This window comes from Streptomyces paromomycinus (assembly GCF_003865155.1).
Taxonomy (GTDB): Bacteria; Actinomycetota; Actinomycetes; order Streptomycetales; family Streptomycetaceae; genus Streptomyces; species Streptomyces chrestomyceticus.
Map to the genome: position 1 here is coordinate 6,831,656 of NZ_BHZD01000001.1, position 24,314 is coordinate 6,855,969.

Annotated in this window: 37 protein-coding genes; 5 read left to right on the forward strand and 32 right to left on the reverse strand. The window is 71.4% G+C overall.

Annotated features, from left to right (window positions below; genetic code table 11):
- Positions 1-12: 12 nt before the first annotated feature.
- The 14 genes from OEIGOIKO_RS29335 to OEIGOIKO_RS41875 form a co-directional block, all read right to left on the reverse strand.
- The gene (locus tag OEIGOIKO_RS29335) at positions 13-279 is read right to left on the reverse strand and encodes a hypothetical protein (protein ID WP_125056556.1); all 267 of its coding nucleotides are present in this window, start codon (positions 277-279) and stop codon (positions 13-15) included.
- Positions 280-318: 39 nt separating this feature from the next.
- The gene (locus tag OEIGOIKO_RS29340) at positions 319-1,620 is read right to left on the reverse strand and encodes a phage major capsid protein (protein ID WP_125056557.1); all 1,302 of its coding nucleotides are present in this window, start codon (positions 1,618-1,620) and stop codon (positions 319-321) included.
- Positions 1,621-1,826: 206 nt separating this feature from the next.
- Positions 1,827-1,967 carry a hypothetical protein gene (locus OEIGOIKO_RS41870; protein ID WP_170251906.1) on the reverse strand — a complete coding sequence of 47 codons (141 nt, stop codon included), beginning with the start codon at positions 1,965-1,967 and terminating at the stop codon, positions 1,827-1,829.
- A gap of 151 nt (positions 1,968-2,118) precedes the next feature.
- A complete protein-coding gene (locus OEIGOIKO_RS29345; protein WP_125056558.1) occupies positions 2,119-2,760 on the reverse strand; it encodes an HK97 family phage prohead protease in 642 nt (213 codons plus the stop codon).
- Positions 2,757-3,095 carry a hypothetical protein gene (locus OEIGOIKO_RS29350; protein ID WP_125056559.1) on the reverse strand — a complete coding sequence of 113 codons (339 nt, stop codon included), beginning with the start codon at positions 3,093-3,095 and terminating at the stop codon, positions 2,757-2,759. Before OEIGOIKO_RS29350 ends, OEIGOIKO_RS29345 begins: the two co-directional genes overlap by 4 nt.
- Before the next feature lie 2 nt (positions 3,096-3,097).
- Entirely contained in the window at positions 3,098-3,361 is a 264-nt protein-coding gene (locus OEIGOIKO_RS29355) for a hypothetical protein (RefSeq protein ID WP_246177589.1), read from the reverse strand.
- 2 nt (positions 3,362-3,363) lie between these two features.
- On the reverse strand, positions 3,364-5,670 hold the full coding sequence (locus OEIGOIKO_RS29360; RefSeq protein WP_125056560.1) for a phage portal protein: 2,307 nt from the start codon (positions 5,668-5,670) through the stop codon (positions 3,364-3,366).
- A gap of 12 nt (positions 5,671-5,682) precedes the next feature.
- Complete coding sequence (locus OEIGOIKO_RS29365; RefSeq protein WP_246177591.1) at positions 5,683-7,035, reverse strand: phage terminase large subunit family protein; 1,353 nt, start codon at positions 7,033-7,035, stop codon at positions 5,683-5,685.
- Entirely contained in the window at positions 7,032-7,445 is a 414-nt protein-coding gene (locus OEIGOIKO_RS29370; RefSeq protein WP_125056561.1) for a hypothetical protein, read from the reverse strand. Before OEIGOIKO_RS29370 ends, OEIGOIKO_RS29365 begins: the two co-directional genes overlap by 4 nt.
- 927 nt (positions 7,446-8,372) lie before the next feature.
- Positions 8,373-8,978, reverse strand: a complete 606-nt coding sequence (locus tag OEIGOIKO_RS29375) for a hypothetical protein (RefSeq protein WP_125056562.1) — start codon at positions 8,976-8,978, stop codon at positions 8,373-8,375.
- On the reverse strand, positions 8,975-9,487 hold the full coding sequence (locus OEIGOIKO_RS29380; protein ID WP_125056563.1) for a hypothetical protein: 513 nt from the start codon (positions 9,485-9,487) through the stop codon (positions 8,975-8,977). The genes OEIGOIKO_RS29375 and OEIGOIKO_RS29380 overlap by 4 nt, the downstream gene beginning before the upstream one ends.
- Positions 9,484-10,158 (reverse strand): hypothetical protein, encoded by a 675-nt coding sequence (locus OEIGOIKO_RS29385; protein WP_125056564.1) that lies wholly within the window; start codon positions 10,156-10,158, stop codon positions 9,484-9,486. The genes OEIGOIKO_RS29380 and OEIGOIKO_RS29385 overlap by 4 nt, the downstream gene beginning before the upstream one ends.
- A 4-nt stretch (positions 10,159-10,162) precedes the next feature.
- On the reverse strand, positions 10,163-11,008 hold the full coding sequence (locus OEIGOIKO_RS29390; protein ID WP_246177592.1) for a hypothetical protein: 846 nt from the start codon (positions 11,006-11,008) through the stop codon (positions 10,163-10,165).
- Positions 11,005-11,181 (reverse strand): hypothetical protein, encoded by a 177-nt coding sequence (locus tag OEIGOIKO_RS41875; RefSeq protein ID WP_170251908.1) that lies wholly within the window; start codon positions 11,179-11,181, stop codon positions 11,005-11,007. Before OEIGOIKO_RS41875 ends, OEIGOIKO_RS29390 begins: the two co-directional genes overlap by 4 nt.
- Positions 11,182-11,371: 190 nt before the next feature.
- On the opposite strand from OEIGOIKO_RS41875, the gene OEIGOIKO_RS29395 reads away from it, so the two are divergent.
- Positions 11,372-11,653: a hypothetical protein gene (locus tag OEIGOIKO_RS29395; RefSeq protein WP_148112436.1), complete on the forward strand. Its 282-nt coding sequence runs from the start codon at positions 11,372-11,374 to the stop codon at positions 11,651-11,653.
- 55 nt (positions 11,654-11,708) lie between these two features.
- Positions 11,709-11,924 carry a hypothetical protein gene (locus OEIGOIKO_RS29400; RefSeq protein ID WP_125056566.1) on the forward strand — a complete coding sequence of 72 codons (216 nt, stop codon included), beginning with the start codon at positions 11,709-11,711 and terminating at the stop codon, positions 11,922-11,924.
- Here OEIGOIKO_RS29400 and OEIGOIKO_RS41880 read toward each other — a convergent pair.
- Positions 11,918-12,340: a DUF732 domain-containing protein gene (locus OEIGOIKO_RS41880; protein WP_170251434.1), complete on the reverse strand. Its 423-nt coding sequence runs from the start codon at positions 12,338-12,340 to the stop codon at positions 11,918-11,920. The genes OEIGOIKO_RS29400 and OEIGOIKO_RS41880 overlap by 7 nt on opposite strands.
- A 172-nt stretch (positions 12,341-12,512) precedes the next feature.
- Between OEIGOIKO_RS41880 and OEIGOIKO_RS29410 the strand changes: the two genes are divergently transcribed.
- Positions 12,513-12,959 (forward strand): FxLYD domain-containing protein, encoded by a 447-nt coding sequence (locus OEIGOIKO_RS29410; protein ID WP_125056568.1) that lies wholly within the window; start codon positions 12,513-12,515, stop codon positions 12,957-12,959.
- Positions 12,960-13,059: 100 nt separating this feature from the next.
- Here OEIGOIKO_RS29410 and OEIGOIKO_RS29415 read toward each other — a convergent pair whose 3' ends face one another.
- Positions 13,060-13,329, reverse strand: coding sequence for a hypothetical protein (locus OEIGOIKO_RS29415; RefSeq protein ID WP_125056569.1), 270 nt, complete (start codon positions 13,327-13,329; stop codon positions 13,060-13,062).
- Positions 13,330-13,342: 13 nt separating this feature from the next.
- Positions 13,343-13,786 (reverse strand): hypothetical protein, encoded by a 444-nt coding sequence (locus tag OEIGOIKO_RS29420; protein ID WP_125056570.1) that lies wholly within the window; start codon positions 13,784-13,786, stop codon positions 13,343-13,345.
- Positions 13,787-13,910: 124 nt separating this feature from the next.
- On the opposite strand from OEIGOIKO_RS29420, the gene OEIGOIKO_RS29425 reads away from it, so the two are divergent.
- Both OEIGOIKO_RS29425 and OEIGOIKO_RS29430 read left to right on the forward strand, forming a co-directional pair.
- A complete protein-coding gene (locus OEIGOIKO_RS29425; RefSeq protein WP_125056571.1) occupies positions 13,911-14,120 on the forward strand; it encodes a hypothetical protein in 210 nt (69 codons plus the stop codon).
- Between the two features lie 28 nt (positions 14,121-14,148).
- The gene (locus tag OEIGOIKO_RS29430) at positions 14,149-14,571 is read left to right on the forward strand and encodes a hypothetical protein (RefSeq protein ID WP_125056572.1); all 423 of its coding nucleotides are present in this window, start codon (positions 14,149-14,151) and stop codon (positions 14,569-14,571) included.
- A gap of 268 nt (positions 14,572-14,839) precedes the next feature.
- Here the strand turns inward: OEIGOIKO_RS29430 and OEIGOIKO_RS29435 are convergent, their stop codons facing one another.
- From OEIGOIKO_RS29435 to OEIGOIKO_RS29510, 15 genes are read right to left on the reverse strand one after another with little or no spacing between them, the layout of a single operon-like run.
- Positions 14,840-15,352: a WhiB family transcriptional regulator gene (locus OEIGOIKO_RS29435; protein ID WP_170251910.1), complete on the reverse strand. Its 513-nt coding sequence runs from the start codon at positions 15,350-15,352 to the stop codon at positions 14,840-14,842.
- A gap of 4 nt (positions 15,353-15,356) precedes the next feature.
- Positions 15,357-17,177 (reverse strand): AAA family ATPase, encoded by a 1,821-nt coding sequence (locus OEIGOIKO_RS29440; protein ID WP_125056574.1) that lies wholly within the window; start codon positions 17,175-17,177, stop codon positions 15,357-15,359.
- A gap of 13 nt (positions 17,178-17,190) precedes the next feature.
- The gene (locus OEIGOIKO_RS29445) at positions 17,191-17,490 is read right to left on the reverse strand and encodes a hypothetical protein (RefSeq protein ID WP_125056575.1); all 300 of its coding nucleotides are present in this window, start codon (positions 17,488-17,490) and stop codon (positions 17,191-17,193) included.
- Positions 17,490-17,783: a hypothetical protein gene (locus tag OEIGOIKO_RS29450; RefSeq protein WP_174857235.1), complete on the reverse strand. Its 294-nt coding sequence runs from the start codon at positions 17,781-17,783 to the stop codon at positions 17,490-17,492. The genes OEIGOIKO_RS29445 and OEIGOIKO_RS29450 overlap by 1 nt, the downstream gene beginning before the upstream one ends.
- Entirely contained in the window at positions 17,780-18,022 is a 243-nt protein-coding gene (locus tag OEIGOIKO_RS29455; RefSeq protein WP_125056577.1) for a hypothetical protein, read from the reverse strand. Before OEIGOIKO_RS29455 ends, OEIGOIKO_RS29450 begins: the two co-directional genes overlap by 4 nt.
- Positions 18,019-18,609: a hypothetical protein gene (locus tag OEIGOIKO_RS29460; protein ID WP_246177594.1), complete on the reverse strand. Its 591-nt coding sequence runs from the start codon at positions 18,607-18,609 to the stop codon at positions 18,019-18,021. The genes OEIGOIKO_RS29455 and OEIGOIKO_RS29460 overlap by 4 nt, the downstream gene beginning before the upstream one ends.
- On the reverse strand, positions 18,606-19,547 hold the full coding sequence (locus OEIGOIKO_RS43130) for a DnaJ-like cysteine-rich domain-containing protein (protein WP_246177595.1): 942 nt from the start codon (positions 19,545-19,547) through the stop codon (positions 18,606-18,608). Before OEIGOIKO_RS43130 ends, OEIGOIKO_RS29460 begins: the two co-directional genes overlap by 4 nt.
- Positions 19,544-19,810, reverse strand: a complete 267-nt coding sequence (locus OEIGOIKO_RS29475) for a hypothetical protein (RefSeq protein ID WP_125056578.1) — start codon at positions 19,808-19,810, stop codon at positions 19,544-19,546. The genes OEIGOIKO_RS43130 and OEIGOIKO_RS29475 overlap by 4 nt, the downstream gene beginning before the upstream one ends.
- Positions 19,807-20,526: a 3'-5' exonuclease gene (locus tag OEIGOIKO_RS29480; RefSeq protein ID WP_125056579.1), complete on the reverse strand. Its 720-nt coding sequence runs from the start codon at positions 20,524-20,526 to the stop codon at positions 19,807-19,809. Before OEIGOIKO_RS29480 ends, OEIGOIKO_RS29475 begins: the two co-directional genes overlap by 4 nt.
- On the reverse strand, positions 20,523-21,317 hold the full coding sequence (locus OEIGOIKO_RS29485; protein ID WP_246177597.1) for an ERF family protein: 795 nt from the start codon (positions 21,315-21,317) through the stop codon (positions 20,523-20,525). Before OEIGOIKO_RS29485 ends, OEIGOIKO_RS29480 begins: the two co-directional genes overlap by 4 nt.
- Positions 21,314-22,363: a YqaJ viral recombinase family nuclease gene (locus OEIGOIKO_RS29490; protein WP_125056580.1), complete on the reverse strand. Its 1,050-nt coding sequence runs from the start codon at positions 22,361-22,363 to the stop codon at positions 21,314-21,316. Before OEIGOIKO_RS29490 ends, OEIGOIKO_RS29485 begins: the two co-directional genes overlap by 4 nt.
- Positions 22,356-22,970: a hypothetical protein gene (locus OEIGOIKO_RS29495; protein ID WP_125056581.1), complete on the reverse strand. Its 615-nt coding sequence runs from the start codon at positions 22,968-22,970 to the stop codon at positions 22,356-22,358. Before OEIGOIKO_RS29495 ends, OEIGOIKO_RS29490 begins: the two co-directional genes overlap by 8 nt.
- Positions 22,967-23,278: a hypothetical protein gene (locus OEIGOIKO_RS29500; RefSeq protein ID WP_125056582.1), complete on the reverse strand. Its 312-nt coding sequence runs from the start codon at positions 23,276-23,278 to the stop codon at positions 22,967-22,969. The genes OEIGOIKO_RS29495 and OEIGOIKO_RS29500 overlap by 4 nt, the downstream gene beginning before the upstream one ends.
- Positions 23,271-23,870, reverse strand: a complete 600-nt coding sequence (locus OEIGOIKO_RS29505) for a hypothetical protein (RefSeq protein ID WP_125056583.1) — start codon at positions 23,868-23,870, stop codon at positions 23,271-23,273. The genes OEIGOIKO_RS29500 and OEIGOIKO_RS29505 overlap by 8 nt, the downstream gene beginning before the upstream one ends.
- Positions 23,867-24,217 (reverse strand): hypothetical protein, encoded by a 351-nt coding sequence (locus OEIGOIKO_RS29510; RefSeq protein ID WP_125056584.1) that lies wholly within the window; start codon positions 24,215-24,217, stop codon positions 23,867-23,869. The genes OEIGOIKO_RS29505 and OEIGOIKO_RS29510 overlap by 4 nt, the downstream gene beginning before the upstream one ends.
- Positions 24,218-24,314: the final 97 nt, after the last annotated feature.

A 24,314-nucleotide genomic window follows, 5' to 3' on the forward strand; every position in this document is an offset into this window, starting at 1 on the left:
GCAGTACACCGATCAGCCCTCGGTCTGCTCGGTGTCGGCGGCGTCCAGCTCGCGCCGGGCGCCCTCGGTGACGACGGCGTCCTTCGCGACGATCAGCCGGGCATGGCCGCCGGGGTGGGAGTGGACGACGGGACCGGTCGGCGCTGAGTGGTCGTCCAGCGAGCGGTACGCGTCGTCCGGCGCGGTCTGGCCGACCTCCCAGCCGACGCCGGCCGCGTACTCCTGCGTGCGGACGACGGCCGCGGGGGTCGGCTCGTCGGGGTTCTTGCGTGCGGCCATCGCTGGCCTCCTCACGGTGTCGTGGTGGCGGGGGCCGGGTCAGGCGGTGGCGGCAGCGAAGGTGACCTTCACGAACGCGCGGGGCGTGTGGACGGCCACGTTCGCTCGGCGCTCGGCGAGGATGACCAGCGTGTTCGCGAGGAACAGATCCGCGTGCGAGTCAGTCATCAGAATCGTGATCCCCTGCCGCTCCCACAGCGTGGCGCCGGTGCGGAAGCCGCCGAGCAGGGCAGTGCCCTGCGCCATCGCAACAGAGGTAACGACGGTCAGGCCCCACAGGCGCATCGCGGCGCCCGGTTCGGTGACGCTGGTGATCACGCGGAACTGGCCGTTGGCGTCCGTGTCCAGTTCGATGTCCTGCCAGTCCAGCGGGTTCATCACCACGGCGTCCGGCGGGTAGAGCGCCAACTCGCCCTGTGTGCGAGCCTTGCGGACGGTGATCAGCTTGGCGTCCGTCGATCCAACGCCGGGTCGGTAGGTGCCGATGCCGGGCGTGGTCAGGATGCCCTGCATCTCACTGGTTCCGTTGCCGATGAGGACCTGGCGATCCATGTTGTACTCAAGGCCGTACTGCAACCGGCCGTTGATGTACCCCATCATCTGACCGTCGTCGTCGGCGGCCTGCCGGGTGATCGGCACCCAGTGCGCGCACGTCTTGAGGGACGTGGTGATCAGGTCCCAGGAGAACGGCCCGCTCTGTGGCTTCATCGTCCCCTCGGGTACGACGGTGGCCTTGTTCCACGTGCCGGTACCGGCGACCGGGCCGGACGTGTCGCGTACGTACTCCAGCGTGTTGCCGCTGCTGGTCTGCCGGTCGATCAAGTTGGCGATCAGGAGGGGGAAGTCGGGGTTGACAGGGATCTGGCCGGGGACGCGCTGAGGAACGACCGGCACGCCGTTCGTGGTGGTGACCGTGCCAGTCGGCGCGTCCCGGTGTTCGACGCTGAACTTGCCGACCATGCCGTTGCTGCGGAAGTGCGCCAGAGCAGCGGACCGGACGAACGCTTCGGCTGCGGTGACCGGATGCTCGCGCCCCTGGTCGTCCGGCTGCTGGCCGGGCTCGGTGCGGCGGTGCTGCGGCTGAGGGTCGGGGTCGCCGGCGGGGAGGGCGGCGGCGCGCAGGGCACGCAGCCGGGCGTCCCGCTGGTTGGCCTGCTCGATCTGCGCGGCGATCGTGTCGGCGCGCTGCATCAGCTCGTCGAGGTCGCCCTCGTACGAGTCGTCCTGGAGGAGGCGGACGATCTCGTCGCGCTGTTCGGTGAGGGTCGGGGCTGCGCCCTTGATGGGGTAGATCGGTCGTCCGTCGCGGCGGCGACCGATGGGCTTCGCGCGTGTGCTCATCGCGGTGCCTTCCGGTCCGTGGGCGGGTCGCAGCCGCCCAGATGTCTGGGGGTTGCGTCCGTCTTTCACGGCCGGTGGATCGCGCCCGGCAAGCCTGTGGCTTTCACGTCCGGTACAGGCGGCCCGGATCGATGCGGCGAGGGTAGATCACATGCCGCGTGTCGCGGTGGGGGGTGGTGTCATTCGCGGCGACTATCGGCGGCGTCCTAGTCCCGCAACCGGCTGGCGACCATCGCACCCACCGTGCACGCGAAGGCGAGCACGCCGAGGTAGATGCGCACCCAGCCTTCAGCGGCGAAGGTGGGTGGGAGGAGAAGAGCCGCGACCGCGATCAGGAACCAGTGCATCAGTTGTGCCTCCCAGTGCGGCGTCCCTTGCGTGCTGGCAGGGAACGGTACGGGGCGGTGCGCTGGTTGCGGTGCGCCCACCGCCGGGCGAACGGCATCTTCCGCGCGAACATCGCGCGCCACTGCGCCTTGCTCGTGAACCGCCGCGCCATCACGCACCTCCGATCACGGCGAGACGCAGCGCCGCCGCCCGCCGCTGCCGGGCCCGCCGCTGCTCCTCGACCACCCGATCGCGGTCGGCGTCAACCTGCTCGTCGAGAGAGGGGGCGGGCGCCTCGATGTCCTCGTACAGAGCGCCGAGGGCGTGCCGTACGGTCTTGAGCTTGCTGCCGGGCACCGCGGCCATCCGCGCGGTGATCTGACTGACCTCCACGAGGCGCGCACCGCGGATGTTCTCCATCACGTCGCGGCGCTTGTCGTCGTCCATCTCGGCGAGCTTGTCCCAGTCGGGCAGGTCCGTCCGTACGAACCCGACGGACAGCTCCGGCGCGCTGCCGGACCGGGCCATGGTGCGGGCGTCGCGGCCGGCGGCCGTGTCGTCGTACCGGCCGGAGATGTACAGCCCGTCGTCGCGCTCCTCGGCGCTGAACACCCCGACGGGCTGCATCGGGGAGTGCATGAACAACATGGCGTACTGCCCCTTGAGGCCCTTGCGGAACACCCGCTGATGGAAGGTGGTGCCGTAGCTATCGACCACGCCGTACCGGCAGGCCAGGCCCTCGAACGTGCCGTCATCGGCATCGGCGGCGCGGAGGTCGATGTCGACGGCCGTGCGGAATTCGATCTCGGTCATCGCTTCCCCTTCAGGGTGTGCTCGGCGTACACCTCGGCGACGCCGTCCATCACGGTCCGGTGCGACGGCGAGAGGCGCGGCGCGTACCGGTACACGGCGCGGCCGCTCTTGTCCCGGCCGTCGTACTCGTATACGACGGAGCCGCCGCCGAACGTCATGTGCGCGGGCAAGCTGCCGTCGGCGTCCGGGCGGACGGCGACGTCCGTCTTGCCGTCGAACGGGCCTCTTCGCACTTGGGCGAACGGCACGCCGGGTGGGCAGTAGGCGCCCTTGTACTGGGCATGGCCGGCGGGCTGGAGGATCGCGCGGACCTCACCACGCAGCAGCGTCGCCATGGTCACTCACCTGGCCCGATCATGTCCCAGTTGGTGTGCTCGGCCACGAAGTCACCCGAGGTCGGGGCACCGAGCGCGGCGCGGACTGCGGCGTCCTTCGACTCCAGGAGCTTTCGCAGTGCGACGGACAGTTCTGGCCCCGCGGGCAGCGTCGTGTACAGCTCGTACGCCAACTTCGAGAACCGGCATGAGACTTCCTGCAGAGGGCCCGCTGGCAGGTGGGTGAACTGGAAGTACGCCATGATCGGCGGCCGGGGGTTGGCCATGGTCAGTCCTCCTCGAACTGATAGGTCAGGGTGCAGCGGCACTGGATTGCCTGCGACGCGGGCGCCGTCGGGTCCGCTGGCCACCGCGACTTGGTCAGAACGAATCGTTTGTTCAGCGGGACCGACCGGCCGTTCTCCTCGCGGTGCGTCTCGCGGGTGCGCGTGTCGACCGTGGCGAGCCACGTCTTGCGCACGGCGCCCGCGTCGAGGGCGGCCGTGTGGCTGGCGGCGTTGTACCCGCCGACGGACTCGGTGCGGGCGATCATCGTCGCCCGGTAGTCGCTGAGGTCGGTGAACACCTTCTGAATCCGGGCCCGCAGCTCGGGCACGGACTCACCCTCGGCGACGCCGTGCGCGAGGAGCTGCGACCGGAGCACGGCCTCGGTCGTCGCGGTCACGCGGCCGGCCAGCTCGTCGATGCGGTCGTCCAAGGCTTCGGCGACGGCGGGTTCGTCGAGGTCGAACGACGCGGTGATCGATGCTCCACCGCGGCGCCATGCCCGCTCGACGAACGGCCTCATGATCTCCCGCGTCCGGCGCCGCCAGTACCCGCCGTCGAACAGATCGCGGACCTTGATCCGCTGCTCCCAGCCCTCCGGGCCGACGGCGATATCGAGGTCCGTCATCCGATCCGCGGTGGTCACCTCGGGGTCCGGCGGCGCGAGACGGACGGTGTTCTCGCGGGCCAGCGCGCACGCCTCCGCGCCGACCTCGGCGAGCCAGTCGGTGGAGCGCTGCGGCTTCTTCATCAGCCGATCGAAGTCCCGGAGCACGCGCTCCCGCTGCTCCCGCCCGAGGGCCCGCACCGCAGCCCGGCCGGACGCCTCCAGCGCCTCGTACGCCTCGGCGATCTCCGCCAGCGACGGCGCCGACGGGCCGTCGTCCGTACGCGTCAGCTCATGTCGGACGGGCGCCGACGGGTCGTCTACCTGCGTCTTTCCCAGCAGACGGGAGAGCGTCGTCTCGACGGCCCGCACGACGATGGTGTCCACGTCCGGGCCCGGCAGGCGGGAGAAGTCGGCATCCCACGACCGGGCATCGTCGGTGCCGGCCTGCCCCTGCACGGGCGCGAACTGGGCACGGTACGGCGTCAACGTCATCTGCCCGACGCCGCCGGGGAGCGGGTCGTAGCCGAGGACGGCCCGCGCCTCGTCCACGGTCGTGATGTCCGCGTACATGCTCGCGCGGGCCCGGTTCGCCTTGGAGTCCTGCGCCTCTTGCAGAGCCTCGACTCCCGAGAGATCGAACTCGGCCTCTTCACTGTCCGAGGGCAGCAAGATGCGGTCGATCTCGGAGCCGATGATCTCCAGCTTCGTTTTGATCGTGTCGGACCACAGCGTGCCCCGGGCGGCGGCGCGGTTCTCGTACGTCGTGCCGCTGGCGAGGTAGTCGTGAGGCACCCCGAACGCCAACATCACTTCCGCGCTGTTGGCCATGCGGGATTCGAGGTAGTCCATCTCCTCCGTGGTCAGGCCCACACGGACGTACTCGATGCCCTTGCCCTGCGAGCCCGGCGGCGAGGCGACGAGCAGCGTCTTGCCGGCGTTCTCCGGCCCCTGCATCGACGTGCGCCACGACGCGCGGGTCTGCGCGAACTGCTGCTCGGTCTGGTCGCCGACGTACAGCACACCGCTCGGCGCAGCGCCGTTGGCGTAGGACCGGCGCTGCCACTCGCGGGCGTACGCGTCCATATCCACCGCGTGCCGTGCGGCCTTCCACGGGGCGAGGCAGCCGAGCGGGTCGAAGGGATGCGGGTACCGCAGCCACAGCATCTCGTCTGGCAGGACCGGCACACGCTGGCCGTCGGCCCGGTTGATCACGAAGCCCACGATGTCGGCCGTCGTTGGCCGCGCGGCGATCGGCTTGTTCACCACGACCTGCACGTCGTCGTACACCGGGTGCGCCTCGGTGATCGGGCCGAGGCCGGTCTCGCCGCGGTCGAGCCACACGAAGCTCTGCCCGGCCAACTCCGCCTGTTGGAGGATGAGCGACTTGAAGACGCGGGCGCTCATCTGCGGGTTCGGCTTCTTGTTGAAGAGGTGCGCCACCGGGTGCCCGTTGATGGCTTCGCCGTCCGGCCGCCGAACCACCAGCGGCACCGACGAGCCGTTGTCGGCGATGGCCGCTACGCACCGGTACGCCACCGCGGAGTGTGCGTACCCGCGAGCCTCAGCGTCCAGGTCCAGCGTGAGGGACTGCTGCCCACCGATCGACGCGACGGTGATTGGGCGGCGGTCCCGTAGTTGGTCGAGGCCGCCGACGGAGCGCCGGCCGCGCGCCACGTCGAGCGCGTCTTTGAGTCGTCCCACGTCGTCGTCCTCCTATGCGACCGCGGCGAGGTTGCCCGCGGGGGCGAGCATGAGATCGGTAAGGGCCCAGACGAGGGCGTCGAGCCGGTCCGGGGAGTCGTCGCCCGGTACCCACGTGGTCAGCTGTTCCTCCAGCTCCGGGAACGCGCCGACGATATGGGCGGCGCGCTGCTCGAAGAGAGCGGCCACCGGCTCGGCCCTCGTCGCCTTCCCGCGCGAGGCGTGCACGGTGCGGTAGTTGACCGTCGGGTCGACCTGCCGGATCACCTCACCGATCCACTCCCCACCGTTGTTGACCTCAGCGATCACCGCGTCGGCGCGATGGGCGTGGTACGCCTCAACGGCCCGCCGGGCGGCCTCGATCGGCGGCATCCGAAGGGAGAGGTCATCGACCACGTACCCGTGCTGCCTCACCGTTCCGTTCAGGTCCGGAATGTACTGGCGGGACAGGCCGGCCACGATGATGCCCATCTCGTCCGACTCGTCGTGCGAGGTGGCGGCCGGGTCGACGGCGACGACGAGGCGGGCGGTGTCCGGCACCGCGCCGACACGGGTCGTGTCGATCAGGCCCCACGACCACAGGGCGCCTTCCACGTCGGCGATCAGTTCGCCGTCCAGCTCCTGGCGTTCCAGCCGGGTGCCGGCGTACTGTGCGATCAACTTCGACCGCATGAGCGCGGGCAGGTGAATGGCGTCGCGGGTCCGGCCGCGGGTGACGTGCACGTCGTCTCGGGTGATCAGGTCGCGGATCTCGCGGCGCGGCTTCGGCGTGGTCGACGCGATGTAGTGCGGCTGGGGACCGAGACGCAGACCCATCGCGGAGTGGATGAGGGCGTCGCCGAGGCGCCGCATGGCGGCGGCCTCCTCCAGCCACACCAAGCACCTGTTACCGCCGGAGCGCAGGCGCTCAATGTCGTCGGGCGAGTGGGCGCCGAACAGCTTGGCCTCGGCGCCGGACGGCCACCGCACGTGGGTGCCGCCGACGGTCGTACGGACAACGACGCGCGGGTCGTGGGCGCGGATGCCGGAGGGGCCGTTGACGGCGGACTCGACGGCGTCGCCCTGCGTAGGGGCGATGATGCTGAGGCGGTGGCCGCCGGGGACGCGCTCGTCGCACGGCGGCCCGTTGACGTGCGCAACGGCGTACCGGGCGCAGCCGTCGGTCTTGCCGGTGCCTCGGCCGCCGAGCTGGAGCCACATGCCGTGCGTCTCGATCTCGGCCGGAGGGACCTGCCACTCGTACGGGGTCCACGCGTCCCACCGGTCTTGCCACAGGCGGGCGGCGAGGCGGTCGCGCAGGGCGCGGAGCGCGGCCGGGCTCATGCGCTCCAGCCGCGCCCGCTGCTCGGCGGTGAGGCTGCTCACCGGGCCCGCTCGGCGATCTCGTCGGCCAGCGCCTCGACTTCCGCTGTGAGGGCGTCGGTCAGCTTGGCGTCGACCTTGACGGGGGCGTCGAGGCCGAGGAGCCGAGCGTGACGGTCGAGGGCCTTGATGATGACCTCGGCGGCGCGGGCGTCCCCGTTAACGGCCTTGGGCATGAGGCCGTCGAGCAGGGCTTCGAGGGTGGCGAGTTGGCGGCCGATCTCGGCGTCGCGCTGCTCGGCGGCGGCTTCGGCCCAGCGGCGCATCCCGCGCTTCCACGCCTCGTGGGCGGACTTCACGTTGATGCCCAGCTCGGCGGCGATCTCACGGAACTGCATGCGGCGGCGGACGCGCATGTCGATGACCTGCTGCTCGCGTGCTGTCGCGATGTCCTGGTTGATCTTCGTTGCCATGTCCGCTCGCCTCCCTGGTGGGGAGGGTAAGGATTTTCCGGCGGCCGGGATCTTGGGTGGTGTCATTCGCAGCAGAGCAAGGGCCGCGGCGCGCAGAGCGACACGGATATACGGGAGTGTGCATCCGTGACCCGGCCGGTCCCATATGCTGAGCCTGCTCCGCCTCGTCCCACCTCAACTAGCCAGCTGTACATGGGCTGGTGAGCCCGTGCCACCAGCGCGGGCGACCGTGACCCGACCACGGGTCTCAGGGACGGGGAGGTGATGCATGTGGACGATCAGGACGACTGTGACTGTCGGTGCCATCGTGGCCGACAGAAGTGGGTGCAGGCCATCATCGATTGTTGGCCCGTACTGTCGCTGATTGTCGCGGAAGTGGTGCAGCACTGCCGGTAGCAGTCGGCAGGTGCGATCCCGGCGTCCTGGTCGCGGACTCACAGAGCCCGGCCGGTGGGTGTACGGCCGGGCTCTGAGCTGTACTGCTCGGCCCGCCTCCGGTTTGGGCACTGGGGGCGGGCTACCTGCATTGATGAACACAGGTGGTGGCGTCCCAGGACCACTGGTGCCTGTGACAATTACACCCTAGGTTTCAACAACGCGAGTGACCTCACCGTAGCGCACTCCGCAGTGCGCTGTTGTCTTAACAGCAGTGTTTAATTGGGCCTTTGGCACTGCCTATCTCCATCACTATTGGGGTTGCTCACTGGCTTAGTCCATCCGCCTGTACTGGCCGCGTAGTAGCGTGCGTGCTGTGGTTCATCGCTACTGCGCTTCTCGTCGCGGATGGGCATGTCGCGGCTCAGCGCCATGATGTAGCTCCTGTGTCGGGATGGGGCTGGGGCGGACGAGCGGTCTGGCAGCAGTCGGCTGCCCCAGGGCTGTAGTCGGCCCCGTAGTTAGGGTGTGGTCGAGGTGTAGTTCCGCAGGTCACGCCACGCGTAGTCCCGGCCCGGGCGTCTCCACGGGGCCGCTCTCGGGAGAGGGGCCGGAAGGGGCCTCGGCGGGTGCCAGATCAGCCCGGTGCACGCCCACCGTGACGCCCCTCCCGCGCACCCTCACGCGATCCCGCACGGGGATGCCCAGCCGGGTGCACACCGACCGCACATCGGCCACCTCCCACTCGGGGTGCATCCCGGCCTGATGCAGGGCGGCGAGGAGGTCCCGCAGGTGCACCCCTTGGCGGTCCCCGATGGCGTCCCAGACGAGGGTGCGGAAAGCGTCCTCCGCAGACCCCTCGGAGGTGTCTGCGGGAGTCTCCTCGGCAGGCGATTCGGCGGGGGCAGCGATGCGTCCGCGGCCGGCGCGGTGAGCGGCCCAGAGCCACGCGGCAGTAGCGACCCACAGCAGGGCGGGCATCGCGCGGGCAGTCCGTACCGCGATCCACCCGACGATGAGCAGCACCGCGAAGCGGAAGCCGCGGCCCCGGGGGGTGGGCGAGGCGCGGACCCACGCGGCGAGGGCAGCGGCCCGGCGCCGGGCGACAGTGATCGACCCGTACCAGAGCCGGTCACCGAGGAGGCGGAGGCGCTTCACAGGATGCCCGCCCCCTCCAGCGTGGCGCGGCCCTGCTGACCGATCATGTTGATCGCGTCGGGCAGGAAGCCGAGCAGGCCCGCGACACCGGCCGTCAGGGACAGGGTGGTACCGACGAACACTCCGCCAGCGATCTTCTTCTTGTCGTTCTTCCCGGCGGCCCTCCATGCGAGGACGACGCCCACGGTCATCAGCAGGACGACGACAGCGCCCTCCGGCGTGAGGTGGCCGAGATCGCCGCGGCCGAACGCGGCGCCACCCTGAACACCAGTCACGCCCGACAGGGTCTTGTCGCCGACGGTGTTACCGGCACCTGCGGAGCACCCGGCGAGAACGCCGAGCAGGCCGCCCGCGCAGATGGTCGACACGCTGCCGAGGGCGAGCCCTTCCCCGAACGGGATCAGCTTTTTCGGGTCGTGGCCCGACTTCCACCAGGGCCAGAGGTTGGCGTAGGCGATGACGAGGGACAGGGCGAGGCCGCCCAAGGAGAGGCTGGTGGCGGTGTTCACGGGCGTACCCCCGTCAGCAGAGTCACGGGGTCATACCAGCCCATGGCGCCGGTGCCGCCGACGAGGCCGACGATCAGCGCGCCGCGCGTCCACCAGCGCGGGCGCCGGTCATCGGCGAAGAAGACGAGGGCACCAGCGCCGATGGCGAGGAGATAGGCAGGCAGGAGCCCGGCCTCGGTGCGCGCTTCGTGCAGCGTCGCGGACCACGCTCCGGCGATGCTGTGCCCGCCGAACCACGGGCCGAGCACGACGACGGCAGAGATCAGCGACGCCCACGGGCGCAGGCGCGCGGTGAGCCAGTCCCACCGCCAGCGGGACGGCTCCGGCTCGGGTGGCCGGACGAGGTCGACGGTGACGCGGACCTCGACCGGGCCGGGCGGCGGCGGGTCGGGCCACGGCTGGGTGCGCGGCGGGACGACCGGCGGGGGCGGCGGCGGGGCCGCGGGGGCGGTGCGCCACGGCGGTACGGCGCCGGGCCCCGGCGGTCCGGGCGGTAAGGGCCGGGCGATGGGCGGCCACGGCTGCCCGGCCGGGATGACGCGGGTCGGCGTGACCGGCCGCGGCTGGTGCGTGTTCTCGGGCATGGGGTCCTCGGGTGAAGCGTCGGGCCCGACGCCGAGGCGGCGAAGCAGGTAGCGCATCCGCAGCTCGTCGGCGCCGGGGGCGGTCACGGCGTCAGGCGGAGTGCGCTGCGGGGAGCGCGGGCGGGTAGGCGGCGAGTTGCGGCTCGTGCTCCTCGACCTCGGCGCGGATCACGCCGCGGATCGTGGAGTCGCCGACGCGGCCGTAACCGGCGCCCTCCAGCGCATCGCGCATGGCGGCGGTGCCGGGGCGGGTGCCGCCGTCGTACAGGGGCCGGATGGCGGCGCACCTGGGGTCGCGGTAGACGACCGGCGGCGGAGCGGCGGGCGGCTGCTGAGGAGCGGGCGCTCCTCCTGCCGGTGGTGCGGCCGGAGCCGGGGTGGCGGGCTCCTCGTCGGCGTGCTCGTCGACGGGCGTCTCCTGCTCGGTGTCGACGCTGGTCGACGGGGCCGGGACGGGCGTCGCGGCGAGGTGCAGGAGGTGGCCGAGGACGAGCGGCGGCACGCACGAGACGACGATCACGAGCCACGCCGGAGCGTGCGGCTTGGCGGACCAATGCCCGGTCACGAAAAGATGCGAGATCGGCTGTGCGGCCATGGCGGCGCCGAGCGCCAGCCACGCACCGACGACCGCGCTCGTCTTGCCCGGTGCGCCCTTCGGCCGGCGCGACGCGACCACCGCGGCGATGCCGGCGTACGCGGCGAGGACCGAGGCCATGCCCCACGCGAGGCGGGTGTCCCATCCGGCGAGTACGCCGAGGTGGTGCTCGCCGGGGGCGCACATGACCATGACGAGGACGGCGACGATGGGGCGCCCGGCGTCGGTGAACAGCGATGCCCACCAGGGGATGCGGGCGCTCGACGACGGGAGCGGCGCGGTGCGGCGGGCACGGAGGCTGCGTGTCAGGCGACGCCAGAGGTTCCGCGGGAGGAGCTTCATCCGCGGTTGCCGCCGTTCTCGTTGCCGTGGGCGCGGGCGACGGCGGACTGGTCGCGGGCGGCGGCGGCCGTGGCCGGGTCGTGGTGGCGGGCGTATTCGACGGCGGCCTGCGCCTGGAGGTCGCGAACGCGGGCCTCGGCGTCGTCGTCGCGGGTAGGCTGCTGCTCAGCCATGGAGACTCACCTCTCCTGGTCAGGCCCCCGGTAGTGCAGCCACACCGCCGGGGGCCGATCTTGTTTTAGGAGCGTCGACGGGCGTCGTCGGCCCGTCGCGACGAGCCAAAGGGTACCCCTTGGCTATTCCCAATGGGTACCCCTTGGGCGCGCTCGTGCGCGCCATACGCTCCGGCCGGAGGTGATCAGCGTGGCGGGTGAGGTCGAGCGGGTCCGGCGGGCGCTGCGGGCGCTGGAGGCGATCCCGGATGCGACGGACCGGGCGGCGGCGTGCGCCGAGCTGCTGCGTGAGTGGCCGGAGCTGCACCGGATGGTCGCGGACATGCGGCAGCAGGCAGTCATCACGGCCAAGGCGAGCGGCGTGACCTACCGGGAACTGGGGAAGCGGATGGGCGACATCTCCGGTGAGGCGGTCGGGCAGATCGCGGCGGGGAAGTGGCGGGCCCCGAAGCGCGACGCCGACGGCGAGTAGCCCGTCCGACGGCCGTTGACGTGCGTCGTCGCCGCCCGCCGCGCACCGTGGTCACATGGAGCGGCGACCCGTGATCGTGCATCCACCATCCCCGACCGGCGGCCGGCGGGTGTCGGTCGACGGGACGATCTTGGGGCTCGCGTACGGCTGGCGTGACGTGGTGGAGTTCCTGCGCCGCGCGGGCCTCGACGAGGGTGCGGTTCGGCCGGATGATCCGGAGTTGATCGAGTGGCGCGGCGGCGGGCCGGGTGAGTGGCCGACGGGTCAGTAGTCGCCGTTGCTGCGCAGTTCTTGCACGACCCGTTCACGGTGCTGTGGGCAGTACGCCTCTACCGCCATGATGAGCACCTGCCGCGCGTCCTCCTTGTTGGTCCCCCACTCCATGCCGATCGGGTAGAGGCCCCCCTTGCCGAAGAGGTAATCGACGCTGTGCCCTTGCTTGAGGGCTGTGCACCACTCCGGCGGGTACGCGAGCAGCTCTGTCTGCGAGGGACCGTTGTCGTCCCAGCTATGAATCGGATGGTCGACGATCGCACCGAGGAACTTGTCTGACGGCGTGCGCGTCGGCTCGGCCTTGGGCTGCTCCTGGGTGCCGCAAGCGGCGAGCAGCAGGCCGAGGGTGAGTGCTCCGACGGCGGTGGTGCGGATGTTCATGTGGGCCCCCACGGTGGTTGAGGGGGCAATCATGCGGCGCGTGGGGGCGGTGCGTTGGGCTTGTGATCGAACAGTGACACGGTGGGGCCCGCTGCGCGTCGTGTGGGGACGGCTGCGGAATGGTCACAGGATCGCCACGCCACTCCCACGAGTGCGTGTCCGGCTCTTACGGTTGCGTCCTCAACTAGCGTCCCGTGGGGGGATCATGCGCATACGTTTCGCCGCAGCCGGTCTGATCGTGGGGGCGGTCGCGCTCACCGGCTGCATGGGCGTACCGAAGTACGAGGCGACGCCGGCGCCTGCGAGTGCGGCGCCGGAGAAGGCCGAGCCCGAGGCGGCCGAGTCGCCGAGCAAGGCCGCCGCGGCCGGCGGTGAAGCGGAGGACGACGTGAAGGTCACCGGCTGCTCGGTGGACGGGGCGACGGGGTGGCCGGCGGCGAAGCTGTTGATCACGAACCGCACGGAGCGGACCTTCAACTACATGGTGCAGGTCGAGTTCGTGGACGCTTCCGGTACGCGGATCGGTACGGGTGCGGCGGCGGAGAACAACCTTGCGTCGGGCCAGCGCGCTAAGGCGACGGCGCAGGGGTTCGTGAAGGCGTCCGGCTCGATCAAGTGCCGTGTGACGGACGTGCAGCGGTACTCACTCTGACGCGCCGCGGCCCGCACAGCACTGCGCCCCGTCGGCCGGGTGGCTGACGGAGGGCTGGGGTGGGGGCGTCCCAGCATGTCTCGGTGGCGGGCGAGGTGAATCACGTGTCGCGAGGGCCTCTGCCGCAGCCCGATCCGTCGGCGGTCCGCGATGCCGCCTCGTAGGCACGTCGGGCTTCGGCGGCCCCGGCGGTGAGCTGCTCCGCGATGGTGCGGGCGTTGGCCGCTGCCTTCTCCAGCCGGAGTGCTGCGGCGTACAGGGTGTTGATCAGGTCGGGCGCGGGCTCCGGGGCGGCCATCTGCTCTCCATTCATCTGCGGTACGGGCGATGCCCCGGCTGCTTCCTTCAGCCGGGGCATCGGTGTGACCATGGCCAACGGGTAATCACTCGGGACGGATCGACGTCACCACGTACTGGGTGTTTCCGACGTGCGCGGTGAGGGCGGCCATCGCGGCCTCGGCGTTGTCCGCCTGCACCCGCACGAAGCTGCTGCGGGTGTCCTGGTACCGGCGGTACAGGATCCCGAACGCCGGGCGGGCGTCGTGGATGTCGGTTACGTGACCGACCCGCGCGCCCGCCTCTTCTCGCACAGTGTCCCGCCCCGCGCCCGTCAGCATGTAGAGGGAGCGAATCCCCTGCTTCGGGCTCCGCGGTGCAGTGTTCGCTGTGATGAGCCCGCGCCGCTCCAGCGCGCGGACCGTTGACGCGCCCATGAAGGGAACCTCGCCCGCGTAGAGCTTCCTCAGCGCGGCCTTCATGGTGTCGGTGAGCTGTGCGCCCTTCTTGGTGGCGATGCCGTTCTCGGTGCGCTCGTAGGTCTTGTTCATGCTCTCGCCCCTCCGCTGGCTGTTCACTCGTCACCTTGCGAGAACTATGTTGGCCTACTCGATTCACATTGTCAACCGTGTTGGCGTACTGTGTTGGCCAACAAGGGTGAGGCATCATGGCCCCATGGATACCGCCAAGCTCGAACTTGCAGCCCAGCGCTACCGCGACGCGGAGAAGGCCCTCGACGCAGCCCGCGCAGACCTCCAGGCCGAGGCCGTGGCCGCGCTCCGGCAGACCGACGAACGCGGGGCGCAAGCCACTGTTGCCCGGATCACGGGCTGGACTCGGGAGTATGTGCGCAAGCTGAAGAACAAGGCGGACGCCGAGGGCTGACATCGGCGACGGCGAGTTGGTCGCGGTCATGGAGCAGGTGCTCGACGTGCTGCCGCAGGAGCGGGCCCTCGTCGGGGGTGAGGACGCCGCGGGCGGCGCGGGACAGGAGCACCAGCAGCGCGTCGCGGTAGGCAGCGCCATCGTCACGAACTCGGTGGTGTTGATTCCCATGGGTAAAGCGGCCAGCGCGAGCAGCGTCAGGCTGGCGTGGCGTCGTGCTACCCGTCGTCGGCTCGGTGGTGACGGGCGTCGTAATGGTGTCGGCGAGGCGTCTGACCTGCGTCGTCAGCCGGTCGACGGCCTTGACGATCTCGCGGGCGGGGTCAGTGGGCACGTCGGTGTCCCTTCGCGGGTAGTCGGCGGGTATGACTCGACGGTGGGTGTACGCGGCGGTCGCGGCGGTCGTCTGCTGGTTGGCCGTGGTGGCGGTTCGGCGGTGGGTGTCCGGTGATCCGTGGGGTGATTCGGTGGCAGTCGCGTCGATCTGGGTGGGGTTCATGTCAGTGGGCTGGTGCCTGATCGAGTGGGTGAGTTCCGGCACGCCCGGTCGTGGGCGCGGCCGGCGGTGAGCCACCAGGTCTCGCAGCACGCGGTGATGAGCGGCGCGGCCTCGGTGGGGCGTGCGGCTCTCTCGGCGCGCACAGCGGCCTCACGCGCCTCACGGCGGGCCTGGCGTCCCCCGAGCCACGCCACGGCGCGTACGGCGGCGCGGAGGGCGCTCACGACGCCACCGCCAGCCGCGCCGCCCGCGTGTCCCGGCCCTTCTGTGACGACCGCGCCTGCGCCGCCGTGCACGGCCCGCACGCGTCCTCCCCAAGCCGGATGTGCAGCTGGTAACCGTAGAACGTCCCGCCCTTCGCGTGCTCCACGATCAGCCGCGCCCGGCGCCCGCCGGCGGTGCGCTCGTCGTGCGCCTGCTGACAGGTAGCGCACTGCTCGCCGCGGGCTTTGTGCTGCTTGTGCCCGATGTCCGTACCGCACGCGGCGCGGACGGCGCCGGCGTCGTCGATCCACGAACCATCCGTGTGCGTGAGGCGGTGGCGTTCAGTGGGGGTGAGGCCGCCCCAGATGCCGTACCGCTCCTCGTTGTCGATGGCTGCGGTGAGGCATGGCTCGATGAGGGGGCAGGTGGCGCACAGGGTGGCGGCGGCGCGCTGCTGTTCGGTGGTGCCGAAGAACGGTTCGGGGTCAGCGGCGCAGGCGGGGCGGCCGAGGGGTGGGGTGGTGGTCATGGGGTCAGTCCTCCTCGGGCGCGGGGACGTTGTCGGTGGGGCGGTTGGGGTGGCTGCCGGTGGCGGGGTCGCAGCCGAGGTGGGTGTCGTATCCGCGGTGGAGGCGGTAGCCGGTGAGGGGCTGGTCGCAGATGGCGCAGAGGGGGCTGCCGTCGTCTGGTGTTTCCGGCGTTCCCTCCCCGTTCCCTCCCTTGGAGGGAGGAACGGGGGGAACGGAGGGCGTTCCGGGGGTTTCCGCGACGTTTCCGGGAAACGTTTGACCTGCGGTTTCATCGTTCCGGGGGTGCGTTCCGGGAAACGTTTCCGGGAAACGTTGCTGGGCGGGGTCTCCGGAACGCTCTCCGGAAACGTCTGGGGCGGGCGTGGTGGCCCGTGCTTTGCGGCGGCGGACGGCTTCGGCGACCTTCTCGTTGCCGCCGGGGACGCCGCGGTCGGCGAGGGTCTGGCGGGCGATGCGGTTGCCGGCGTCGGCCGGTACGCCGGCGGCGTCGAGGGTGGCGATGATGTGCTCGACGGTGCCGGGAACGGTGGCGAGGCCGGTGGGCTCCTCCTCCCACGTCATGAGGACGTGGCGGGTGCCGCCGGGGGTCCAGTTGTCGCCGTCGCGGCGGGCCTGGCGCAGGAGGGCGAAGTGATCGGGCCCTATGCCGGTGCGGGTGTGGGTGCGCTTGAGGGTGAGGGCGCCGCCGCCCTGCGCGGACAGTTCCCACACGTGGTCTACGTCCTGCGTCTTGGCGGAGGAGCCACGGCCGCCGCGGTCCCGGTCCTTGCCGAAGTGGTCCAGGCGGACGGAGCTGATGCGGGCCCGCTTGAGGGGGAGCAGGGTGTGGCGGTAGAGGGAGAGCCAGGTGTCGGCGTCGTTCTCGGGGCCGGAGATGAAGCGGGACACAGTGTCGATGACGACGACCTCGGCGGCGGTGGCCTTGGCGAGGGCGAGGAGGTCGACGCCGCCGCCCGCAGTGTCGAGGGGGCGGACGGGCGGGAAGCTGGCGTAGCGGAGTTCGCCCATGCGACCGAGACCGCCACCGAAGCTGAGGAAGCGTTCCTGTACCTGCTCCTGGCCGTTCTCGGCATCGAGGTACAGAACCCGTACGGGCGGCTGCGGGGCGTCGCCGAGGAAGGGCTGTCCGGTGGCCATGCGCCACATCCACTCCTGGACGAACAGGGACTTGCCGGCCTTGCCGTCGCCGACGACGGTGATCTGTTGGCCGGGGCCCATGAGCTTGCCGGGCAGGAGCTGGATGGCGCCGAAGTCGGTGACGAAGAAGGCGTCCCAGTCGAGGAGGGCAGCAGTGAGGTGGCTCGGGCCGTGGCCGGTGGACTCCCGCAGTTGTTCGGCCTGTTGGAAGGCGGCGACGATCTCGGCGAGTTCGTCGCCGGTGGCCTTGCGGAGTACGGCGGCCTTGAGCGCGGTCGAGTGCTCGTCGTAGCGGCGTTCGCGGGCGGTCTCGGCGATGCGCTCGGCAAAGGTGGGCGCCATGGGCGCGGTGATGTACTCGGTCCCGAGGCGGTCGATGAGGGCGCCACCGTCGACGATGCGGAGCTGGCCGAGCTTGTCGATCTCCGCGCGTACGAGGACGGGGTGAGGGTCCTGTCCCGCGGCGACCATGCCAGCCACGGTGTCCCAGATGAGCCGAATGGCCGGCTGGTAGATGTCGTCTCGGCCGATGACCTGCGCACAGTCGGTGTACGCCTGCGCGCTGTGCATGATGGCGCCCGCTACTAGGTTCTCGGCCTCCGCGTCGTGGGGTGTCCGCGCGAGGGCATCAGGTGCCTCGTCGTTGACCGCGTTGCTGCGCGGTGGGATGCGGCGGACGTTGTCCACGGTGCTCCTTGGTTCAGAACAGCGGGTGCTGCCGGGCGGGGCCGGGGCAGTGGTGCTCGGTCACGTGGGGGTGGGGGCAGGCGGCGGGGTGCCAGCGGTCGATCCAGCGGAGCTGGTGCGGCGTGTGGGGGCGCTGGACGAGGCACCAGATGAGGCGGTTCGGGGTGCGGGCGGCGGCCTGCTCGGCGGAGGTGAGGGGCGTCAGATCGGCGGTGACGGTGAGTGCGGCTCGGTGGCCGACGAGCTGCCGGAGGATGGGCGCGCGGCAGGCGGGGCACCGGGTGGTGCCGTCGGCTGCCGCGCGCCCGGCCATCAGGCGACCTCGTCGAGGGTGCCCTCGGCGCTGCGCTGCCGGTACATCGCGGATGCCTGCTGGCGCAGCTTCTCGTCCGTGAACTCGTCGCTTGCGATCTCGATGTCGACGATGCGGACCTTGACGATGTCGTCCTTGTCCTCGTCGGGCCCCTGCTCGGTGCGCTCGACGGAGGCGAGTTCGACGATGGCCATGCGGGTGGTGCCGAGATCGTCGAACAGGGCCTTGGCGTGGGGGCGGATGGCCTGCTCTACGTCGGCGAGAACCTTGCTGTCGATCTTGATGCTGATCATGCGGCGCGGGCTCCTTCGTGGGTGGTGGTGCATCGGGTGGGGTGGGTGGTGCGGATGGTGGCGACGAACGCGGCCACGTCCCGGGCGCCGGTGACGGGGCCCTCGGTGGTGCCGCAGCGCAGGCACTCGTACCGGGCGCGTGGCGGGCGGCTCCAGCGGATGCGGCCGGTGCCCTTGTCCTCGCGGCCCTCGCCGAGGTCGATGAACAGCGCGCCCGTCAGGACGCTGGCGGTGCTCATGCGGCCGGTCCGAGGTCGGGCCACTGGCACCCGGCGAGCGCCGCGCGGTGCCCGTCCGGCACCTCCGCGAGCGGCTGGCCGAGGTGGTGCAGGCCCATGGCGCGGAGGATGAGGGCGTCGGCTTCGTCGTCGCTCGGGAGGATGGCGCCGTACCGGCGCTGCGCGGCGTCGAGGACGACGGCTTTCCTGCTGTTGCCCTTGCCCGTCGCGTACTTGGCGCGGCTGGTCGGCGGGATCACCGCGACGGGGATGTCGCGGGCGCACAGGCCATCGACGATCAGCCACCACAGGCCGCCGCGGTCCCACACGGAGCCGCCCACCGAGTGGTGCGACGGGCCCTCGACGCAGGCGAGGTCGACGTGTCCGACCTCGGTGAGGACGGTCTCGGTGATGTGCCGCATCCGGGTGCGGCGCTGGACGATGGTGTCGCGGCGGCGGCCAGTGGTGGGTACGCGGGTGGTGCCGCCGAGGGTGGCGATGCCGGTGCCGGTGAGGCTGATGTCGAGTCCGGCGACGCGGTAGCGGGGCCGGGGCCCGGCCGCCGTGGTGGCGGCCGGGGCGGCGTCGAACAGGGTCGGTGCGGTCATGTCATGCACCATCCGGAGTCGCATAGGCCATCCGCCTCGTCGAAGCCAGGCAGCAGATCCACGCCGTCCGGTATCGCCTCGCGCAGCGGACGGCCGAACCGGGTCAGATAGACCGGGTCTTTGCCGAGCGTGGCGCGCCGCTTGTTGAGGAGGTCTTCGAGCTGGCAGGACTTTTCGAACAGCTCCGGCTCCTCCCGTCGCTGGTCGTGCCACGTCTCGGGCCGGTGGAACGGGCAGAAGAAGCACGACGACTTGGGCGGTACGGGCAGGCCCGCCTCGCGGATGACGCGGGCGCAGTCGGTGCGACGCAGGCCGAGTTCGAGCAGCGGGTACACGATCTGCTCGTGCGGCTCAACCTTGCGGTTGTTGGCGCGGTGGATCTCGTCCACGCTGATGCCGATGCCGATGATGGCCGGGTCCGCTGGGGTAGCGCCGCGCCGCTTGAGTTCCTTCGCAATTACTTTGATCTTGAAGTCGGCCGTGCAGCTTCGCGTGCCGGGGGCACCGTTGGACATGCGCACGGGGATCGGCAGAGAGCGGGATTGAACCTTTCCTTCGCCGCGGCAGCGGGGGCATGTCCTGGGTGAGTCGAGGTCGGGCGGCAAGCCATCGTCCTCGTTGTCGGTGTCCGAGTAGTGGACGACACCTGCGCCCTTGCAGCGGTCGCACTGCCGCGGGTCCACGAGGCGCCCCCACAGCGTCTCGACCGCGCCGGTGCGCTTGACCCGGTCGAGGACGGCCAGCTCGATGCCGTGCTCGGCGGCGAACGGGCGGGCGTACTCGTCGACGTACCGGAGGGTGGCCGGGTTCTCGGAGTCGTCGCCCACGTTGGCCATGAGGAACAGCGGGAAGTCGATCCGGCGCTGTGCGGCCAGGACGAGGAGGGCTGTGGACTGGACGCCTCCGCCGTAGCTGATGGAGCGGATAGTGCTGGTCACTGCGCCCCCTTGAGCGTGTCGCACCCGGTGCAGCGGTAGGTGGCGCCGTCCGGCACGTGGCGGGTGGTGAGGTGGGCGCACGTGGTGGTGTCGCAGGCGAGCCACCGGGCGCCGGGCGGGACGTCCTCGAACCGGGATGCGGCGGCGCGGGCGTGCGCGGCCCGGACCGGCGCGGCGGGTGCCGGCCGGAGGACCCGGTCGACACCGGCGGCGAACAGCGCGCCCGGCACCGCGGCGAGCAGACAGGCGAGGTCGCTGATCACTGGTCGCCTCCCGCGCGCTGGTGCGGGACGACGGGCCACGCGCCCTCGACGACCGCGGCCGGGTCCTTCCGGCGGAAGTACTCCTGAAGGCTCGCGGCCTGCTCGGCGGCCCACGCCACCTGAGCCGTATGCAACTCGTCCAGGCTCATGGCGGAGAGCTGCGCGTACCGCGTGCCCTGCCGCCAGGCGACGCGGCACGCGGCGATGGCGTCGGCGTCGGCGGAGTGCGCGCCATCGAGGCGTACCTCGTAGTGCTCGCACAGGGCGGTCAACTTGCGGGAGCCACGGCGGTACTTGTCGACGGCCTTGTCGATGACGAACGGGTCGACGACCCGCGTCTCGGCGAGGTGATCGGTGAGCGGCTTCATCCCGTACCGCCGTGCCTCGCGGTCGAGGACGGTGAAGTCGTACCGCGCGTTCATCGCGACGACCGGCACGCCGGCCAGCACCACCTGGCCGAGGGCGTCGAGGATCTGCTCGACGGCCGCGCGCAGGGCGACGCCCTCGGCGCGGGCCCGCTCGGTGGTGACGCCGTGGATCGCGGCGGCCTCGTCGGGGATCTCGTGCCCGTCCACGTTGGTCAGCCACGTGGCGGCCTGGGTGGGCTGGCTGCCGCCGCACTGTACGACGCAGGCGGTGACGATGCGGGCGGTCTCGGGGTCGGGGCCGGTGGTCTCCAGGTCGAAGCCTGCGAGGCGGCCAAGGTGCCAACTCATGCGGCACCGCCCTGGATGCGCTCCTGGCCGACGCGGAACAGGAAGGAGCCGAGCGGTTCCTCCTCGCCGACCTCGTTGACGACCTTCGTGTCGTACAGGCCGACCTGCTTGATCTCGTAGTTGATCTGCGCGAGGCGCTGGCGGGAGGTGCCCGGTTCCAAAATTTCGTCCCGGTACGAGGCGGCCGTACGCGGCGGTGCCTCGCCCCGCTCGACGTACGAGGCGTCGGGGTCCGCGTCATGGGTGGGCGTGAGGCCGCCGGTGAGGAGCAGCACGCGTAGCGCGACGCTCTGCGCCTTGGCGGTGCCCTTGTCCGCGGAGTCCAGCGCCTCACCGCGGGTCTTCAGCAGGGCCGGCAGCGTGTCGCCCTTCGGGCCCATGACCATCCACGACACGGTCACGGTGCACTCGCGCATCTTGCTGCCCTTGGCCGAGGTGGTGTCGCGGTGCTCGGCGTCGATGTCGACGGGGAAGACGCTGATGCCGTGCCGCAGCGTCACGGGCCCGAAGGTGTTGACGACGGTGTCGACGCCGCGGAAGTTGAAGCGGGTGCCGCCGCCGTTGTACTGCTCCTTCTTGGCGATGGCGCGGACTTCGCGGCGGACGCGGAGCCACGCGATGTGCACGGGCACCATCTCCGGGTCGCCGTCGCCCGGCTCGTAGTCGGCCATCGGGTCCGGCGCCGGGACGTACGTCTCGACGGGCGTCGACGACGCGTCGTCGGACGGGCCCGACGGGGCGTCGGTGGCGCGGCCGGCTGCAGCCGCTGCGCGCTCCTGCAAGGTGGTCATGCGTTGTGCTCCTCACGGATCACGCGGGGGATGGTCAGGCGGCGGCTGACGCGGTCCTCGACGCAGTCGGCGTACGCCTCGGGCCAGCGCTCGGCGAGACGGCGGGTGTCGCAGTGCTCACGGCTGGTCTCGTCGAGGCGGACGAAGGTGCGGTCCAGGACGATCGCTTCGGCGGCGTCGCCGAGCGCGCCGACGATGCGGGCCTTGGCCGCCTTCTTCCGGCCCGCCGCCTCCCGCTCGTCGTTGTGCGCGTCGAGGTAGTCCGCGACCGCGTCCTGCGTGTCGACATCGCGGGTGATGTCGATCGCGCCGGAGCGGTCCGGGTGCAGCCGGTCGTACAGGTCGAGCAGGACATCGGGGTCGGCATCGTCGGCGAGGACCGGCGGGCGCCGGGTCTGGATCTGCTCCCAGGCGCGGGCGCCGGCGGCGCGCAGGTCGTCGATCAGGTCCGCGTGGTCGGCGGTGCGCACGACGAACTGTCTGAACTCGTTGCCGCCGAGGCGTACGGCCACGTGGATGTGGTCGAACCCGCAGGTGTCGGCCTGCCACAGGACTTGGGCGAGCACGTCGTCCGCGACGCCCTTGCGGAACTGCCCAGCCTTCATCTTGTCGCGGCACTTGATCTCGACGGCGCACCGCTCGCGTCCGTCGGCGAGGGGGCATTCGAGGACACGGCGGTCGAGGGTGCACATCTGCCACGGGCGGTCGATGTTGGCGACGAGGCCGACGCGGCGGACCACGCTGCGATTGCGGCGGGCCCACTCGCGGGCGACGCCTTCCTCGTCGATCCGGCCCCAGAGGGCGGGTTCGGAGTCGTCGCTCTCCAGCGGCAGGCCGCCCGTCTTGTCGTGGTAGACGCTGAGCGCGTTGCCGTAGCGGGAGATGCCGAGGATGGCGGCGATGTCGGCGGAGCCGAGGCCGGAGCGGCGAGCGGTGAGCCATGTGGTGCGGTCGGCGTCGGCGGAGAGGATGAGGCGGCCGGTGGGGGTGATCCGCCGACCGGCGGCCGGGGCCGTGGTGGCCCCGGCCTGCGCGGTCTCAGACATCCGCGTCACCGCCCTTCGAGCGGTGAGTGAAGCTGCCGCACTGGCAGCCCTGCGCGAAGCAGAACGGCCCGTGCACGTTGCTCCCGTGACCACACCGGCACTGGTACGCGCCGGGCCCGGCGGCAGCCAGCTCGGCGGCCGTCATGCCAGGGTCGGGGGCGGACCCGTCCTCGTCGTCGTGCACGAGCCGCCACCGCTGGGCCTTCCGGTCCCACTCGATGTGCTCGTCCCCGGAGGGGTTGGCGATGTGGCCGTCCGGCTCGATGTGGAAGTCGACCTCGGCGTCGGTGAGGGCGTTGAGGCCGTCGACGGCGCGCTGCCACGGCGACGTGGCGCGGGTGGACTCGCCCTTGCGGGTGTCCTTCCCGGCCTCGTCGGCGCGCTCCTCCAGCACCAGGGCGGCGCGGTACAGGCCCTCGGCCTGCCGCGCGCGGCCGACCTCGGACATCTCGTCGGCCAGTCGGCGCAGGCGTCGCGCCTCCTCTCGCAGCACCTCAGCGCGAACGGCGGCGTACACCTGCTCCACCCGCGCGTCCGTCGTCGCGCGCGGCGTCCACGAGTCCCCGAGCAGGGACACGTACCGGCGGATCAAGTCGCGGGCGCTCATGCCGCACCTCGCAGACCGGCCGCAGCCCGGATGCTGTCCGCCAGCGCCACACACTGCCGCCCGTACACCGGCAGCCGCGTCGACACCTCGGCGAGCAGACGCTCGACGAGCAGCGCCTCGGCACGGTGACCGTCGTACGGCCGCGCCTCGGCCTGCTCGGCGAGGATGTCCGCGACCGCGTCGGCGTGCTCGGTGAACAGCTCGACGAGCAGTGCCTCGACGAAGTGGCGCACGTCCAGCGCGACGCCGGTGGGCGTGCGCTCGACGGAGATCCAGAACGGCCCGTCAACGGGCGTCGTCTCAGCCACGGCCGACACCCCCTCGGCGGTCGGCGTCACGCGCCTTCGTACGGGCAAGAACCTGCTCGTCGGATGGCCGCACCCAGGTGTGCCCGCCCTGCTCCGTGTACCGCCGACCGTGCAGGCGGCGGGGGATGTCGCACCGGGCGCAGGCGTTCGGCTCCGGCGGCACCTCATGGGCAGGCTCGGGGTCACCGAGCGCCGCGCGGGCCCGGGCGCGGGCGACCCTCCACGCGGTGCGGTAGCGGGCGCGCGACGCCTTCACCTCGGCGACCTGAACCCGAAGCCGGTGGACTTCGTTGCGGCGGAACCCGGAGTCGGCCAGCAGGACACGGCACAGCTGCCGCAGCCGCGCTTCCGGCGTGGCGTCGTCGTTGATCTCCTCTGAGATCAGACCACGCTCCTGCACCGACAGCGGCACAGCCCGCGTCGACTCGCCCCACACCGAGTCCAACAGGACCTGGCCCGAGCACTGCCGCGCGAGGGCGTTCCACGCCTGCGACGAGATGATCGCGAGCGCGATACCCGCCGGGGTCTGCTTGCACTTCATGGCCTCGTTGATCACGAGCGCCAGGGCGTTGATCGCCTTCGTGTCCTTCACGGCGTCACCGCCGCTTCCGCCGGAGCGTCCAGCAGCGCGGACGCCCGGACCGGCACACCAGCCAGCTCCCCGTGCATCATCATGTACGGGCGCGGGTCGTCGGGTCCGAACGGTTCGGTCGTGATCGTCGCGTCGAGCAGCGGCGCCAGCGCCTCCATACCGGCCGCCGAGGTGAAGTGGACCTCCACGCGCGGCTTCTCCGGGGCGAAGTCGTAGCAGGTGACCGAGACCGACGGCGGGACGATCGGGCACGTGCTGATGATCTGCTCGACGACCGCCAGAGCGGCCGTGTACCCGCGGCGCTGCGCCTCGGCAGCGTCCGGCGGGGACGTAATCTGTGTGCTCACGGGGAGCCTCATCTCTCGGTAGGTGAGTGGGTGAGGTGAGCCGAGGGGTCGCATCCGGGCTGCATCCGGTGCGGCCCCGACTCACATCGAGGGAAGA

What these genes read in the sequence shown, in the direction of transcription:
- OEIGOIKO_RS29335 (WP_125056556.1), bottom strand. Translation starts at nt 279, where the DNA reads ATGGCCGCACGCAAGAACCCCGACGAGCCGACCCCCGCGGCCGTCGTC.
- OEIGOIKO_RS29340 (WP_125056557.1), bottom strand. Translation starts at nt 1,620, where the DNA reads ATGAGCACACGCGCGAAGCCCATCGGTCGCCGCCGCGACGGACGACCG.
- OEIGOIKO_RS41870 (WP_170251906.1), bottom strand. Translation starts at nt 1,967, where the DNA reads ATGCACTGGTTCCTGATCGCGGTCGCGGCTCTTCTCCTCCCACCCACC.
- OEIGOIKO_RS29345 (WP_125056558.1), bottom strand. Translation starts at nt 2,760, where the DNA reads ATGACCGAGATCGAATTCCGCACGGCCGTCGACATCGACCTCCGCGCC.
- OEIGOIKO_RS29350 (WP_125056559.1), bottom strand. Translation starts at nt 3,095, where the DNA reads ATGGCGACGCTGCTGCGTGGTGAGGTCCGCGCGATCCTCCAGCCCGCC.
- OEIGOIKO_RS29355 (WP_246177589.1), bottom strand. Translation starts at nt 3,361, where the DNA reads ATGGCCAACCCCCGGCCGCCGATCATGGCGTACTTCCAGTTCACCCAC.
- OEIGOIKO_RS29370 (WP_125056561.1), bottom strand. Translation starts at nt 7,445, where the DNA reads ATGGCAACGAAGATCAACCAGGACATCGCGACAGCACGCGAGCAGCAG.
- OEIGOIKO_RS29390 (WP_246177592.1), bottom strand. Translation starts at nt 11,008, where the DNA reads ATGAAGCTCCTCCCGCGGAACCTCTGGCGTCGCCTGACACGCAGCCTC.
- OEIGOIKO_RS41875 (WP_170251908.1), bottom strand. Translation starts at nt 11,181, where the DNA reads ATGGCTGAGCAGCAGCCTACCCGCGACGACGACGCCGAGGCCCGCGTT.
- OEIGOIKO_RS29400 (WP_125056566.1), top strand. Translation starts at nt 11,709, where the DNA reads ATGGAGCGGCGACCCGTGATCGTGCATCCACCATCCCCGACCGGCGGC.
- OEIGOIKO_RS41880 (WP_170251434.1), bottom strand. Translation starts at nt 12,340, where the DNA reads ATGATTGCCCCCTCAACCACCGTGGGGGCCCACATGAACATCCGCACC.
- OEIGOIKO_RS29410 (WP_125056568.1), top strand. Translation starts at nt 12,513, where the DNA reads ATGCGCATACGTTTCGCCGCAGCCGGTCTGATCGTGGGGGCGGTCGCG.
- OEIGOIKO_RS29415 (WP_125056569.1), bottom strand. Translation starts at nt 13,329, where the DNA reads ATGGTCACACCGATGCCCCGGCTGAAGGAAGCAGCCGGGGCATCGCCC.
- OEIGOIKO_RS29420 (WP_125056570.1), bottom strand. Translation starts at nt 13,786, where the DNA reads ATGAACAAGACCTACGAGCGCACCGAGAACGGCATCGCCACCAAGAAG.
- OEIGOIKO_RS29425 (WP_125056571.1), top strand. Translation starts at nt 13,911, where the DNA reads ATGGATACCGCCAAGCTCGAACTTGCAGCCCAGCGCTACCGCGACGCG.
- OEIGOIKO_RS29430 (WP_125056572.1), top strand. Translation starts at nt 14,149, where the DNA reads ATGGAGCAGGTGCTCGACGTGCTGCCGCAGGAGCGGGCCCTCGTCGGG.
- OEIGOIKO_RS29435 (WP_170251910.1), bottom strand. Translation starts at nt 15,352, where the DNA reads ATGACCACCACCCCACCCCTCGGCCGCCCCGCCTGCGCCGCTGACCCC.
- OEIGOIKO_RS29445 (WP_125056575.1), bottom strand. Translation starts at nt 17,490, where the DNA reads ATGGCCGGGCGCGCGGCAGCCGACGGCACCACCCGGTGCCCCGCCTGC.
- OEIGOIKO_RS29450 (WP_174857235.1), bottom strand. Translation starts at nt 17,783, where the DNA reads ATGATCAGCATCAAGATCGACAGCAAGGTTCTCGCCGACGTAGAGCAG.
- OEIGOIKO_RS29455 (WP_125056577.1), bottom strand. Translation starts at nt 18,022, where the DNA reads ATGAGCACCGCCAGCGTCCTGACGGGCGCGCTGTTCATCGACCTCGGC.
- OEIGOIKO_RS29460 (WP_246177594.1), bottom strand. Translation starts at nt 18,609, where the DNA reads ATGACCGCACCGACCCTGTTCGACGCCGCCCCGGCCGCCACCACGGCG.
- OEIGOIKO_RS29480 (WP_125056579.1), bottom strand. Translation starts at nt 20,526, where the DNA reads ATGAGTTGGCACCTTGGCCGCCTCGCAGGCTTCGACCTGGAGACCACC.
- OEIGOIKO_RS29485 (WP_246177597.1), bottom strand. Translation starts at nt 21,317, where the DNA reads ATGACCACCTTGCAGGAGCGCGCAGCGGCTGCAGCCGGCCGCGCCACC.
- OEIGOIKO_RS29490 (WP_125056580.1), bottom strand. Translation starts at nt 22,363, where the DNA reads ATGTCTGAGACCGCGCAGGCCGGGGCCACCACGGCCCCGGCCGCCGGT.
- OEIGOIKO_RS29495 (WP_125056581.1), bottom strand. Translation starts at nt 22,970, where the DNA reads ATGAGCGCCCGCGACTTGATCCGCCGGTACGTGTCCCTGCTCGGGGAC.